The 14,114-nt window shown below is 47.8% G+C and carries 12 protein-coding genes; all 12 read left to right on the top strand.

Annotated features, from left to right (window positions below):
• Window positions 1–102: 102 nt before the first annotated feature.
• The 12 genes from HX448_RS01790 (at window position 103) to HX448_RS01740 (ending at window position 14,100) form a co-directional block, all read left to right on the top strand.
• Window positions 103–1,386: a tyrosine-type recombinase/integrase gene (locus HX448_RS01790; protein ID WP_162485807.1), complete on the top strand. Its 1,284-nt coding sequence runs from the start codon at window positions 103–105 to the stop codon at window positions 1,384–1,386.
• Window positions 1,387–1,925: 539 nt separating this feature from the next.
• Entirely contained in the window at window positions 1,926–2,609 is a 684-nt protein-coding gene (locus tag HX448_RS01785; protein ID WP_102331394.1) for a response regulator transcription factor, read from the top strand.
• Window positions 2,610–2,837: 228 nt separating this feature from the next.
• Window positions 2,838–3,227 (top strand): response regulator, encoded by a 390-nt coding sequence (locus HX448_RS10680; RefSeq protein ID WP_102331395.1) that lies wholly within the window; start codon window positions 2,838–2,840, stop codon window positions 3,225–3,227.
• Between the two features lie 458 nt (window positions 3,228–3,685).
• Window positions 3,686–3,892, top strand: coding sequence for a hypothetical protein (locus tag HX448_RS01780; RefSeq protein ID WP_102331396.1), 207 nt, complete (start codon window positions 3,686–3,688; stop codon window positions 3,890–3,892).
• Window positions 3,892–5,688 carry an adenosylcobalamin-dependent ribonucleoside-diphosphate reductase gene (locus HX448_RS01775; RefSeq protein WP_102331397.1) on the top strand — a complete coding sequence of 599 codons (1,797 nt, stop codon included), beginning with the start codon at window positions 3,892–3,894 and terminating at the stop codon, window positions 5,686–5,688. Before HX448_RS01780 ends, HX448_RS01775 begins: the two co-directional genes overlap by 1 nt.
• Before the next feature lie 22 nt (window positions 5,689–5,710).
• Window positions 5,711–6,001, top strand: coding sequence for a hypothetical protein (locus tag HX448_RS01770; protein ID WP_102331398.1), 291 nt, complete (start codon window positions 5,711–5,713; stop codon window positions 5,999–6,001).
• A 69-nt stretch (window positions 6,002–6,070) separates the two neighbouring features.
• Window positions 6,071–6,664, top strand: a complete 594-nt coding sequence (locus HX448_RS01765; protein ID WP_102331399.1) for a YkgJ family cysteine cluster protein — start codon at window positions 6,071–6,073, stop codon at window positions 6,662–6,664.
• Window positions 6,665–6,674: 10 nt separating this feature from the next.
• Window positions 6,675–8,129 (top strand): B12-binding domain-containing radical SAM protein, encoded by a 1,455-nt coding sequence (locus tag HX448_RS01760; RefSeq protein ID WP_162485808.1) that lies wholly within the window; start codon window positions 6,675–6,677, stop codon window positions 8,127–8,129.
• Window positions 8,130–8,156: 27 nt separating this feature from the next.
• Window positions 8,157–8,948 (top strand): Dph6-related ATP pyrophosphatase, encoded by a 792-nt coding sequence (locus HX448_RS01755; protein WP_226846804.1) that lies wholly within the window; start codon window positions 8,157–8,159, stop codon window positions 8,946–8,948.
• Window positions 8,949–9,152: 204 nt separating this feature from the next.
• Window positions 9,153–10,634: a reductive dehalogenase gene (locus tag HX448_RS01750; RefSeq protein ID WP_102331401.1), complete on the top strand. Its 1,482-nt coding sequence runs from the start codon at window positions 9,153–9,155 to the stop codon at window positions 10,632–10,634.
• Between the two features lie 209 nt (window positions 10,635–10,843).
• Window positions 10,844–12,301, top strand: a complete 1,458-nt coding sequence (locus HX448_RS01745) for a reductive dehalogenase (protein WP_102331402.1) — start codon at window positions 10,844–10,846, stop codon at window positions 12,299–12,301.
• A gap of 278 nt (window positions 12,302–12,579) precedes the next feature.
• Window positions 12,580–14,100 (top strand): reductive dehalogenase, encoded by a 1,521-nt coding sequence (locus tag HX448_RS01740; RefSeq protein ID WP_102331403.1) that lies wholly within the window; start codon window positions 12,580–12,582, stop codon window positions 14,098–14,100.
• Window positions 14,101–14,114: the final 14 nt, after the last annotated feature.

Below are 14,114 nucleotides of genomic sequence, written 5' to 3'. Positions count from 1 at the left end.
AATATTCAAACCTTCGGCATTGGAGTAAGGCTAAATACCCAGCTAAAAGTTCTGTCTATTGACTGATAGCGCCCACCATCAAACCCTGACTTCCTGGAAGAGTTGGGACTGAGGGAGCTTCTAGAGGGGCTGCTTGATAAGAGCGCCAGGAGAAGACTGCAGGTACGCACCATGACCAATGAGGAACTCCTTGCCCAGTACTCGGCAGAGTTAAAGCTCAAGTTGGTGGATGATCAGTACCGTCAGTACATGCGAACCCTTGATCTCTTCTTTAACCACTGTGGCGGCTTGCCACCCACTCGCCAGTTGGCTCTCGGTTTTCTAAACCAGTTCAATGACCGGGCCCCGTCGACCAAGCGACGATATGCCAATATGATCGCTGGGCTCTTCACCTCTGACGCTGGTCTGGCAATCAAAGATTTCAGAATCGATATACCTGTCGGGAAACCGCTGCCACAGGTAGTCACAGATGAACAGTTTTATAAATTGATCGAAGCCATGGGTGAACGGCGATCCTTCAGAGCTAACATCCCCCGCGACAGGCTGCTGGTACTGTTCCTGGGGCGGACCGGTGCCCGCAGAGAAGAAGCAGCCGAGGTAATCATTGGCGACGTTGAGCTCGGCAAGAGCCCCCAGGTAATTTTCCATGGTAAGGGCAGCAAAGATCGGATGGTCCCCATCCTCCCGGAGTTGGTTAAACCACTCTCTACGTTTATCGAAGGCAAGGACCCTAAACAGTCACTATTCGGAATGACCAAATTCACCATCACCAACAAAATCCATGATGCGGCGGAAAGGGCGGGACTTAAATTACATACCCATAGTCTAAGGCATTATTGCGCTGGTTGGATGCTCCGACAAGGTTTTACGGCACGCGAAGTCCAGGGTTGGCTGGGACATGAACGACTGGACACCACAGGAAGATATCTTGATCTTCTGCCCGAAGACCTACACCATGCAGTAAAAAGAACAAACATGGAAAAGCCTTCTGACTTCGCTGGCGCGGATATGGATGAAACGATCGCCGGGTTGTCGGAATTCGACGTATGGGTTAGCGGCGTAAAGATGAATTGTCTGGCTGTTCTTGAACGCACCTGGGGCAAATTTATCTCGGGAGTGACAACTGGTGACCTCTTGACCAAGTTGATCGAAGAATATTCACTAAGCAAGGATAATCCCCAAGAGTTGTGGGACAAAACTGATGATCTGCTAAAGGAACTAAGTCTGTATCAAGTCATTCGGATCGAACAACGGCGCCGAACCGGTTCGATCAGAGGCAGCGTCGACGCGGATTATTGGGTATTGACCGACTACGGCAAATCTACGGTGCTAAAATTAAGACACGAAAAGGTCAATGCTATTTCTCAAACAAATGAACTTTCCTAAAACGAGTGGCGCTACGTCTCTCTCAAATAAAGTGCTGCCACCTCATTTTTTCCAGGTCTTGTAGGAACCTGCCAAGCTTTCCGGAGTGGCAGACCCGCCGCATGCCGTAATGGCTTGGCCGAACCTCTTCGAATTGGGATTTGGATATGTCGTTTGCCTGAATAACGGGAGGCCCGCGTAAGATCCGCAACTTTTGCAGTTTCTTGTATATAGGAAACTTGAGGATCTTTACGGCGGCAAAGATCCAACCCAGCCTGTATCAGAAAGGCAAAAAATACCTGGAAATCGTAGATACGATCACCAAGATTCTCAAAGCAGAGGTCACCCAGACGAATGGCATAATGGTTCATTGCACTGGTGGAGATTCGACCTCAAAATTCTTTTTGATTGTGTAAAATAGGCATAAAGTACACTAGTGATTAAGACTTAGGTACGATATAATTCTTCTATATAGAATGGATATAATGTAATCGCTTGCATAATTCTTCGTCGTGAGTCCTTAATAGTCTCAAAAAGGGGTGAATCCTCAATTGAGCTTAATGAATATCCTGGTTGTTGATAGTCACCGGGATGAAACCGAAATAACAATATCGGCGATCAAGGTTCCATGGCCGGATGCCCAAATTATTCGTTGTACGACTGGCAATTTGGGGTTAATTGAGGTTGGGCATTCTGATTTTGATCTTATTATCGTCGATCTGGAATTACCAGATATGAGTGGTTTCGATTTCCTTGAAATGCTTTTCTTGCATTGTTCTAAACCAACGATTGTCCTTAAAAGAGGGCTCCTTGAATCCGATGAAGTTAGGAGTTTACAGCTCGGTGCCGACGAATGCTTATCAAAACCGATTGCCCAACTTGACCTGATAGCCAAATGTCAAGCAGTTTTTCGTCGATATATAGGGAGGGAGGACGTCAGTTCAATCACCTCCGGTAGAATGAGGCTTGAAGCGGATGTGCATCGAGCATTTGTTGATAGGCGCGAAGTCGCCCTTACTAGGAATGAAAACATCATCATGTACCGATTGATGCAAAACGCTGGGCGGATTACCACATACAATAACGTTGCACATGCAATTTGGGGCAATAATGTCCCTGGGGCTAGTGCTGCTATCAGAATGTGTGTCCAACGTTTGAGAAAAAAGTTGTGTACTGACGATATCACCAGTGTCCGGATCGTCACAGAGCGGGGTATCGGATTCAGATTAGTTTTAGCTAAATAGACCTCTAAGTAAAAAGACTCTCTTATTAAATTCGGAGGCATTTGTGCCTCCGAATTTATTTTAGGAATTAGTGATATTCCGTTACGAAATGTAGCTTTTTTGAACCATGTCAATTCCCTAATGCTTCGATTCAATTCGAAACTATTAATGAATTGTTATCCTAGCTGATTCAATGTGGCGCTATCCTTAAAGACGATTTGGTAGATTCAGTTGTGGACTTAGATTTTGATGAAAGTCCAGTTTGTCGAAGAGAATCCTCAAATATTCGATGAGGCCAGGAGCATGATCATCCAACATCTCGGAAAAGTGAGTATATCTCGAGTCTCCCCCAAAGATATAGTGAATTGTAAACAGAGTTTTCTCGACACAAATTTAATCCTCTTTGACTTAGATTGCCAGAATGTTAATAGCTTAGAGATCTTTGATTCACTTCGTGACCGAACGAGAATCCCAATTGTCGTGCTTGACGATGTCAGAACTGGAGCTAATCGTCTCATTAAGGCGTTGCACTTAGGCGCAGACAATTATCTTTTTAAACCATTATCAGGCAGCCATCTAATATCAACGATCATAAGCTATTCAAAGGATCCATTAGATCGAAAGACCGTGGGGGGCTGAACAAGATGGAAATATTCATCCTATCAATTATGTGTGTTATTTCGGTCGTGGGTACTTACGCAATTAAGCATTTCAATTCGGATGGGACAAGAATTGCCTTCTAGTTTTGAAATCAAGGATTGTCAATGCTACCAAGTCATAATATTAAGGTCGACATCTTTGGATGATAGTGATGCATCGTGAATAAAACACTTTTTTCGAAACGATCAGGAGTTTCCGAGATGTCTTTTTTTAGTCTCGAGTTAATGCTGTTAAGTGGAAAAGCTGAAAAATCAGATTTTGATCGCGTTTTGAGATTATCGGCAAGCGCTCCGGTGGGGGAAACCAGGGTGTCAGGCTGTTGCGACCAGTCTGGCTTAATACGCTGTGAAACCCCTCCCGTGAGCTCCCTGGGTGTAATCGGGGTTCACCGCAGCGCTTGCCATTTATAGAAGGAAATAGGAGAGAAAATAGAGGCAATGATCGATACTGAAAAGCTCTCAAAAGTTTCCGGTGACATAGTGCACCCATTAGCCAATGATGAGCTTCTTAAGGCATCAGCCTCATCGGAAGTGTCAGACGAACTATTACACCTCCTCTACTCCTTGCCTCAAGGCAAATACGCTGCTTCTGATCTAGCTTATATGGCTGCCTTCCCAACGCGGTTCATCTACAGAGGGCTCTAATGCTGGACACCTTTGATCTAAAGACCCTGTCTAAGTCTCGCCTCTCACCCAACGCACACCGAGTGCTGGAGAAGCGTTACCTGGGGAGAGACGGTCGGGGCCAGGTCATCGAGACCCCCGAGGAGATGTTCCACCGGGTGGCCAGGTCTGTGGCCAGAGCTGAGCTTATCTACGACGGTAACGCGGACATTGAAGCCGTTGAAGAAGAATTCTATGAACTGATGTCTTCACTTGAGTTTCTTCCCAACTCACCTACCCTCCTCAATGCCGGCATCGGCTCAGGCACCCTCTCCTCCTGTTTCGTCCTCCCCGTGCCAGACTCTCTTGAAGAGGCCTTTGAAACGGTCAAGGATACAGCCCTGATCCATAAGAGTGGCGGCGGGATCGGTTTCAATCTATCCGATTTAAGACCAAAAGGGAGCAGGGTCAAAAATCATTTAGATGCCGCCGGTGGCCCGGTGGCTCTTATCCATGTCCTGTCTTCTGCCGCCGATTTCGTCCGCCAGGGTGGAGTGAGACGCGGCTGCAATTCGGTGGTCCTATCAGTAAACCATCCGGACATCCTCGACTTCATCACTGCAAAGTCCGACCCCAACACACTCACCAACTTCTATAACTCGGTATCAATCACCGACTATTTCCTGGAGAGAGTCAAGGCTAATGAAGATTACCCATTAATAGATCCCCACACTAAGGAAGTAGTCAGGTGGCTATCAGCACGAGAGGTCTTTTCACGAATTGTCGACCAAGCCTGGAAAACAGGCGATCCCGGGCTCATCTTTATCGACCGTATCAATAGAGACAATCCCACTTCAAATCTCGGAAGACTCTCGGCTATCACCGGCTGTGGCGAGCAAGCGCTTCTTCCCTACGAGTCCACCAATCTTGGCTCCATCAACCTGGTAAAGATGCTTATGGACGAAGGATCTGGACCTGAAGTCGACTTCTACAAACTGGAGAGAGTCGTCCGCCTGTCAATTCGCTTACTTGACGATGTCATCGATGTGAACTCGTTCCCGACCACTGAGATAGAATCTGCCACCAAGCGCACCAGGAAGATCGGCCTTGGAGTCATGGGCTTTGCCGATATGCTCTTAAGACTGGGCATTCCCTACAACTCCACCAAGGCCATCGCCGTGGCTGAGAGCGTGATGGAGTTTATCACCGACACCGCCCACGAAGCCTCACAGCAACTAGCCAGAGAAAGAGGAGCCTTCCCTGCCTGGGGTGACTCCATCTATGGCAGGCAGAACATCCCAATGAGGAATGCCTGCTGTACCACGATAGCACCTACAGGCACCCTCTCAATCATTGCCGGAGTATCTTCAGGGATCGAACCTCTCTTTGCCTCGGTCTTTGTCCGAAACATCCTTGATGGTGAGAACCTGCTTGAGATCAATCCCTATTTCGAAGAAGTAGCCAAAGAGAGAGGCTTCTTCACCAAGAAGCTGATCGAAGAGCTGGTAACCTCCAATCACCTCTATGCCAGGACCGAGATTCCGGAAGAAGTAAAAAAGCTCTTCGTCACCGCTCATAGAGTCTCACCCGACTGGCATGTGAGGCTTCAGGCTGCCTTCCAGAGGCACACCGACTCAGCTGTTTCGAAGACGGTGAACTTCCCCAAGTCAGCCACGAGGGATGACATCGCACGGGTCTTCACCATGGCTTATGAGCAGGGACTGAAGGGTATCACCGTTTATCGGGACAACAGTCGACAACTACAGCCGCTATCTATGGGAGAGGAAGGAGTAAAGCTGGTGAAAAAAATTGAACAATTTTTTGAAATGATGAATTAAAACACGTACCAGGAGGGGATAAATGTCACTGATCATAATTGGACTCATTGTTGCAGGGTTCTCAGTTCTTGGGATTTTTATTCATAACGCATGGATAAAAAATTGCATCGACGATGCAGTTCCTTATGGCCCCGCAATAGGTATAAACAATTACAAAAGACTAGGCATTCAGCATCTGGTTTTTATCTGGAATGAAGGCATCCAAGATACTGAAACCAACTTAAGTGATGCCCATCAGAAACAAGAAGCGTTGCCTTGCCCTCTGAGGGATAAAAAACGCCACTCGGAAAGTTTTAATGCAGCTTATGAATGATGGTGAAAGCATTATTGGTAAATCCGCTGGGCTTTGATTCCAGACGTGTGCCGCGTTTAAAGGACTGACATGACAGAACAACAAACCCGAAACGGGATGTCTTTACAAGAAAGAGCTTTTTGGCGACAACTGACCGAAGATTACGACAATTACCTGCGTCTTATGTCGTTGCGAAATCCTATGGCAGTCAAGTTCGGCTTGAAGAGTTGTCAACGTTGCGGACAGTGTTGCCTACGGTTCTGTACTCCTCGCCCTGACGAGATCGAACCGATTGCTAGCTACCTCAAATTATCAGTAGATGAGTTAATTGGAAAATACATGGTCATTGATACGCCGGATTGTAAGACCTTTTTTCTGCGTTGGGCTAAACATGGCGAGGAGGACATAACCGGGGGGCGCATACCACCTTTAAGGACTTACGATCGGGGCTATTGTATCTTGTTCGATGAGAAGAGCCGGTCGTGCATGATTCATCCGGTTCGTCCCCATGAAGCCAGATATGTCCGATGCTGGAAGTCAGGCAACGGTTCAGACAGGAATGAATGGGGTATAAGCGCTTGGGGAGAGAGGGATATCTTTAAATTTATCAGTGATTTTGACCCGTATGTATTTGCACAATCAAGAGCTACGGAAACAAATAGAGTTCCTTCTAACAGTATCTAAGGAAAATTATATGAGAGTTTTACTCATCAATGCTTCCAACGACACAGACACCAAAGACACTTTCGCCACTTTTCCAAATGGCCTTCTGTTTTTGGCCGCTGTCCTCGAAAATAACGGCCACGAGGTCAAAATATACGACACAAGTGTCGATGACCGACATCCGGATGATTTTGTCGCTTTCGATCCCAAAATTGTTGGATTTTCCGTCTTGACCGGTCCATACATCGCTAACGCCCTCGCGCAATCAGAGCGATTCAAAAAGCTCCTACCGGAAGCCAAGATTGTCTGGGGTAATGTCCATTCCAGTCTGACACCTGGGCAAGTAATAAACGAATCTTGTGTTGATTATGTTATCGTCGGAGCCGGTGAGCAGACTCTGCTTGAACTGGTGGAGCATCTTGAGGACGGTTTTGACAATTTAGAGCAAATAAAAGGTCTCGTCTACAAGAAAGGCGATCAGGTATTAACTAATGAACCTCGACCATTCATCGTAAATCTAGACGAACTTCCAGATCCCGCTTGGCATTTGATAAACGTTAAGAAGTACTGGGCTATTAGCTTAAATACCAGCCGGGGGTGCCCATTTCATTGCTCTTTTTGCTACAACGGACCTTACCATCAAGGCTATCGAGGCGAGTTCTCGGTAGACCGAATTGTTGGCCAAATCACGACCTTACAGAAGAACTTTGGCGTCAAGTACCTCCGCTTTCTGGAAGACAACTTCACCGCTAATCGTAAAAGACTGCGAGCGTTCTGCCAGGTCCTCATAGATAAGAAAATCAAGCTGAAATGGGACTGCGAAGCTCGGGCAGACTTATCAGAATCTGACATCGCTCTTATGGCTAGAGCAGGCTGCGTCGCAGTGGGTTTGGGTGTAGAAACCGGTAGCCAGCGGTTGCTTTCTTTCCTTGAAAAGGATGTCGATTTGGCACGAATCGAAAAAACCTTTTGGACCTTGCTGGCCTACAAGATCAAACCTAATCTGTACATCATGGAGGCACTTCCTAGCGAAACCATCGAAGACTTCAACATGACGCAACAGTTCCTAAAAAGGCTGGACTATCCTTCATATATCTACCGCCGATTTGTACCCTCACCTGGCACCCGACTATTTGATTATTGCGTTGATAGGGGCCACTTTAAACCTCCGGTTACCCCAATCCAGTGGGCTGATTTTTCTGCTAGGGCTCCTTTCGAAATCAACCTCAGTGAAGTGCCTACACCTCTTATCGATAATGCACTTGCAGACTACGCCCAGACCTATACCTGGAGGCGACTCAGATTCACTCTGCGCCACAATCCATCATATTTCAAGGACGTGGTGCTTCACCCACGTGAATTTATCCGTGCCTTAGTCAGGTTGTTCAAATGCTCCTCCTTACATACAACACCAATCATGAATATTCGATCTTCGATAAGTGGTTTCCATCTTCAGCAAAATGAAACAGCAATCAACCCGACATGACGATGAGTAAGTCGATGAGGAGGTCAAGTGGATATTGTTAACCAATATCAGCAGGAAGACGCTTGTATTTCTTGGAGCGGCGGGAAAGACTCGGCTTACGCCTGTTACTTGGCTATGCGTCAGGGATTAAATGTACGTTTCCTGGCCTCAATGATGACCGCGAATAACAGCCGACTTTTTCCCCATTATCTGACACCTGAGATCATGCAAGCCCAATCTAAAGCCATAGGCATTCCACTTATCCAACAGTGGGTGACTGTGCCCGCAAAAGTGTCACGTGATAAGACCAGGGTCACCGATTATGACGTTAAATTTACCGAGATGTTGCAGGGGTTAAGGATTGATGGGGTCACGCGAGGTGTCTTTGGGGTTGTTAGCGTTGGCAACCCGTTTTTCGAGCAGCAACGTAGTTGGGTAGATGAAGTCTGCCGTCCCGCAGAGGTGCGCCCATACCTGCCACTCTGGGGAATGGACCGCGAATCCATAATCAGAAATATCGTCGCTGAAGGTTTCAAAGCCATTGTTGTGATGTGTGACAACCACCGTTTAGGAAAAGAGTATCTCGGTCGCGTCCTCGACGAAGACCTTTTATCCGAGTTTATCGAACGGCATCGGTCGGCTCCTGATGGTAAGGTCGGCCTTTATCTCACTTTTGTTCTTGATGGACCAATTTTTAATAAGCGATTGGATATTGATGAGTCTGTGGATATCAAGCTCAATGATATGTGGTATCTGGATATCAAGCGTTTCCACCTCGTCGATAAGTCCACTAACGAATCGTGCAAATTATTGCGGGAAGAAGAGCTTGTTTTTGTTTGATGAACACAATCGGAGGCGATATAGCTCAAATTTTGAAATATAAGAATAACAAACTTGATGACGGACCATGAATGAAAAATGGCAAACATTATATATAGGTTTGTGTGAAAAGAATTAGGGAGGACAAGAACATGATAATTTGACGCCCAGAAGAGACTGGGGAAGTTGAATTTAGGGAAGCAAGAAAGAAAAAGGAGAAATCGAATGTCTACATTCCACGCAACGGTAAACAGGCGGGAATTTATGAAAGGTTTAGGGTTGGCTGGTGCCGGTCTCGGAATGGCTGCAACTTCTTTAGCTACTGACTCTGCTTTTCATGATTTAGATGAAGCACTCGCCTCACCAACAGCTGTCCTCAGAAAACCCTGGTGGGTAAAACTAGTGGATGAACCGACGGTGCCCATAGATTGGAGCATGATTAAGCCTGGCAGGACGAGGCTCATGCCAGTAACAACTCCTGCGCAGGACAATTTGGAGCCGTACCTCGCATACTTCCAGAAACAATTCCCTGATTGGAAGCCATCAGGCCACTGGAGTGATCTTCCGGGAACCCATACGGCCCAACTACTTACTGACATGAGGTGGGATGCGATAACCCATTGTCACCCCCAATCTAGCTTTTTAACGGCGCCAATGACCGCTGCTCTCACAGCTGCAGGCCAATACACGAGTGCTGTTGGTAAGCCGAGTGGCTGGGGTTCGGTGTTTCAGCCAAGCTGGAAAGAACGTGGCTATTCTTCCAGGTGGGAGGGCACTCCGGAGGAGAACCTGCGTACCATGACAGTCCTTGGCAGGATGGCAGGTGCGGAAGGTATCGGTGCCATTGAGATCGACGACAACTTCAAAAGGCTTATGTGGGGCAGAAGTGCTGTTGCGCCTGCTGGAACAGCTTATGAATGGGGCGACGTGGACAATTTCGTATTTGAGCCGAGTGAGCGCGCCCCAAAAAGGGTGGTGATACCCAACAAGTGCAAGTGGTTCCTGCACTGGACGCAGAAGCACCCTTACTTTCAGGGTAATCAATATTGTGCGAACGCCGGATATGAAGGTATCGTCCAGGAGCACGCATACAATCGCCTTACCCTCTTTTCAATACAGGAATCCATGATTTCGCTGGGCTATCTTTCTCTACAGTGGGCAAGCGGCATCATGCCCTCAGGCCCTACCGGCGTTCTGGCTGGAACTGGCGAGCAATGCCGGCAAGGCACGCCGATGCAACCGCTAATGGGCCTTCAATCCCGTGTCATGTGGGGCTTCTTCACCGACATGCCCCTGGCGCCAACAAAACCAATAGACTTCGGCGGCTACAAGTTCTGCCATACCTGCGCCATCTGCGCTGAGGAGTGTACTTTTCAATCTATCCCATACGATGACCCCACCTGGGCAGCACCAGAGTCCTATCAATACGCTGACCGCTATAATCCCGGTTACCTGGCTTGGCGTAATGACACCACCAAGTGCCACCATTGCCCAGTCTGCATGACTGTCTGTCCCTTTACCCGTAACGGCTCGACCGAGGCTGTGATCCACAACGTAGTTAGAGCCACCGCGGGTACTACTTCAGTTTTTAATAGTTTCTTTGCGAGCATGAATAGGAGTTTTGGTTCAAATAAGTTTAAACACCCAGACACCATCTGGGACGCAGATATCTATCCCTGGGGCCTTGACACGGGTCAGGATATGTAAACAATTTTTATACAAAAAGGAGGCATGTAATCAAATTCTTTGGCGACCTAAAATCGGATCATTGAACTGGATTCTGGTTGAAAAGAAGGCATTGTTATGATCTGGGTTCTAGTCGTTTGCCGTAACCTGGCAATTGATGGCTAGAGCTCCAAGAAAAACATCAGAATAGGTTAACGGAAAGATTCAAAAATACTAGGCGAGGTAAGTAAATGACAATATTCCATTCAACAATCAGTCGAAGAGAATTCATGAAGAAACTTGGTCTAACTGGTGCAGGTATTGGCGCTACGGCTGCTGTTGCTCCCGTGTACAACGACGTTGATGAAATGATGGCTAGTCCAAACGCCAATTGGAAACGCCCCTGGTATGTTAAAGAGTTGGAACTGGAAAAACCATCCGTTGAAGTCGATTGGAGCATGATCTACCGACCGGGAGGGTCAATCAGCCCGCTGTCCGGAAAGCCGGTAGGTAATTGGACTGGCCAAGGTGCCGATTGCCAAAGTTACTTTCTTGGCGAGACAGAGCGAGTACGCCGCAATTCAATAGGGGGTCCGTATAGCGCCGCGGCTCTCAAATCAGGGCAAAACGGCATGTCACTTAGATGCAGGGCGCTTTCGCAAGGGAATTACCAGTACCCCATCAGCTACCTTGGACCTACGGGTGGCAGTACTCCAGAGACTCTCGGAGTTCCAAAATGGAATGGCACACCGGAAGAAAACGCAAGACTGCTACGTACTGCCATGATTCACTTCGGTGCTGCCGAGATCGGTTACAACGAACTTACCGCCAACAGTAAGAAACTAATTCGGGCATATGATAAGGCTAACAATTTGCCATATGTCTACGAAGATGTCCCGGTGGGCTATGAAGCTGCAACAAAAATGGTATTGCCGGCAAATGTCCCTCTCTATGATTTTGCCTGGCTTTATCCCATGAACAAGGAAGAGTTCCGTTCCTCCCCCTCGTCTGATTTGCAGAGTGCGGCGAATAGCATGCGTTACAGCGAGATCTCCATTATCCAGCCGCGAGTCCAGCGATTCATGAAATGCCTGGGTTTCACCGTGTATGGCTATGTTTCGTCTGGAACCAGTGGCCCAACGGCATCTGAAGGGCCTGCGACTCTTGCCGGCCTCGGGGAAGGCGGCCGCAACAATGGTGTGTTTATCACCCCCAGCTACGGTCCAGTCACCGGCGTTTTCACTATGTTAACCGATCTACCACTTGCCCCAACACATCCGATAGACTCCGGTTCTTGGCGTTTCTGCCAGACTTGTACGTTATGCGCAGATACCTGTCCGTGCGAGTGCATTTCTAAAAGTCATGAACCAACGTGGGAGATACCCGATATCTTTGGTAAGAAAGATACAACCCATATTCCTGGCAAAAAGCAATTCTGGACTAACGGGGTTGAGTGTTGGACAGCAAAACAGCAATGGGGCGGATGTGGTAAATGCATGGGCGTCTGCACTTTTAACACCGATCAGGGACCCGTCCATTCGTATGTACGATCAGTTGTCGCAACCACAGGCGCATTTAATGGCTTCCTATGGCAAATGGGTAAAGTTTTTGGGTATGACATCGCCGACGATAAAGAGGCTTGGTTCGACAAGTCACAACCAGCTCATAGTTTCGATACGGCTCTTCCGACCAAAGGGCTTGCCTATTGATTTCTAGGTTGGAAAGAACATTCCAATAGAAGGTAATAAACGATTGAAAGCCAATGGGATTAGCAAAACCTATTTTAGATTCAGCCATGAATGCTGGGTTACGGATAGGCTTGCTTACGGCCAAGATGTTATGCAAAGCAAAATGTAAGGTTCAATGCAAAGAGGCCCGATTTTAATCGCTCAAAACACTATATGGAAAACCGCCGGCTCTCACCGTTAGGAGGAGCTAGTGCTTAGGAAAACCGAAAAGCTAAATGGAAACAAAAAGGAGGAAGTAAATGTCTAAATTCCATAATATAGTGTCAAGACGAGATTTCATGAAAGGTTTGGGCTTAAGTGGGGCTACATTAGGACTGGCCTCAGTCGTTGGCCCGGCCTTTCACGATTTAGACGAAGTGGCCAGCTCACCCAAAGCCTTTCTCCATCGTTCATGGTACGTAAAGGATAGAGATTACGGCGATCCGACGGTCGAAATCGATTGGAACCTTATGAAACGCCGCGACCTGCGCGGGTTCTCCAACTGGGATTTTCCCACGATGATGAATGCCTACCCAGGTGGTCCGCCAGCATTCCAGGCGCATTTACACCAACAGGCTGAGGCCTCGGCTGCAAAACTGAAAGAGGTCTGGCCTCAATATAAGGGTCCTACTACTAGGGATAGCGCTTTATTAAATGCCTTCCAGTCCTTTAGTTACAGCAACTCTGGATATGTCATCAACGCAAATCAATTCGGAATGCCAACGAAGGTCCCGGCGCCTCGTCCTCAAGATATTGGTATGCCGGTGTGGCAAGGAACGCCCGAAGAAAATACGGCGATACTGCGAGCCGTTTTCAGCTTAGTTGGGTTGGGGCCGATGATGGGCACCACCATGCTTGACGAAAAGTCTCAAAACTTTGTTTGGGAATACAACGGCAAAGGCGTAACGGGCGGAGACCCTAAGTATGGACATAGACACATCATCTTTGACCCGGGTATTACCGAATCCTACCAAACTGATACCACCTTCCATATACCGGCTTCCCATAAGTACGTCATTGCTACCCACAATCAGTCTTGTGACGGATTTTTACGTACGAGCCTCTCGGGCTCAAATGCTTCAGGTGGCGGTGAAAATATGTCTTATGCCCGGGTGGCTTATGCAAAGAGTGTAGTTGAACAGTTTATCCGTGGCTTGGGCTACAACGTAGCCTACGGGCACGATCTTCAGGCAGCTATAGCCTGGGATGTCTGGAGCGGAGTTGGCGAACATTGCCGCATGAGTCAGTGTGTCGGGTCGCCTGAAGTAGGCGGTATGATGCGCACCCACGCTGTCTTTTACACAGACTTGCCCTTAGCCTTGACCAACCCCATAGATGCTGGTTTCGGCAGATTCTGTGAGAGCTGCGGAACCTGTGCCGATACCTGCCCGGTGGGTGCTTTACCGCCCCGCGGTGTTAACAAAAACTGGGACTCTAATTGCGGTCAGGATTGGGCTGATGATAAGCAGGCCGGGGGCACCAAAACGATGTATAACATGCCGGGCTTTAAAGGCTGGCGATGTAATTTATTTGCCTGCGCCTTTACACCTTGTGGCAGCGCGTGTAAAAGTGCCTGTCCGTTCAACACAATCGCTAACGGTAGCTTTATTCATAGTCTGGTCAAAGCAACCGTGTCTACCACTCCTGTTTTCAACAGCTTTTTCGCCAGTATGGAGGGCGTTCTCCACTACGGCAAACAGGATAAGGACATGGAAACATGGTGGAATACACCTGATGGCTGGTACATCTATGGCACCAATCCAAATAACCTACGCCAATAAAATCGGAGGAAAGA

The organism is Dehalogenimonas etheniformans (assembly GCF_014672715.2).
GTDB classification, from domain to species: Bacteria; Chloroflexota; Dehalococcoidia; order Dehalococcoidales; family Dehalococcoidaceae; genus Dehalogenimonas; species Dehalogenimonas etheniformans.
Note: the sequence above shows the minus strand (reverse complement) of the source record. Positions and strands in the feature narration are given on the sequence as shown.

Coding starts and splice junctions, on each gene's coding strand:
- HX448_RS01745 (WP_102331402.1), top strand. CDS start 10,844: ATGACAATATTCCATTCAACAATCAGTCGAAGAGAATTCATGAAGAAA.
- HX448_RS01780 (WP_102331396.1), top strand. CDS start 3,686: ATGATCGATACTGAAAAGCTCTCAAAAGTTTCCGGTGACATAGTGCAC.
- HX448_RS01770 (WP_102331398.1), top strand. CDS start 5,711: ATGTCACTGATCATAATTGGACTCATTGTTGCAGGGTTCTCAGTTCTT.
- HX448_RS01750 (WP_102331401.1), top strand. CDS start 9,153: ATGTCTACATTCCACGCAACGGTAAACAGGCGGGAATTTATGAAAGGT.
- HX448_RS01765 (WP_102331399.1), top strand. CDS start 6,071: ATGACAGAACAACAAACCCGAAACGGGATGTCTTTACAAGAAAGAGCT.
- HX448_RS10680 (WP_102331395.1), top strand. CDS start 2,838: ATGAAAGTCCAGTTTGTCGAAGAGAATCCTCAAATATTCGATGAGGCC.
- HX448_RS01785 (WP_102331394.1), top strand. CDS start 1,926: ATGAATATCCTGGTTGTTGATAGTCACCGGGATGAAACCGAAATAACA.
- HX448_RS01740 (WP_102331403.1), top strand. CDS start 12,580: ATGTCTAAATTCCATAATATAGTGTCAAGACGAGATTTCATGAAAGGT.
- HX448_RS01775 (WP_102331397.1), top strand. CDS start 3,892: ATGCTGGACACCTTTGATCTAAAGACCCTGTCTAAGTCTCGCCTCTCA.
- HX448_RS01760 (WP_162485808.1), top strand. CDS start 6,675: ATGAGAGTTTTACTCATCAATGCTTCCAACGACACAGACACCAAAGAC.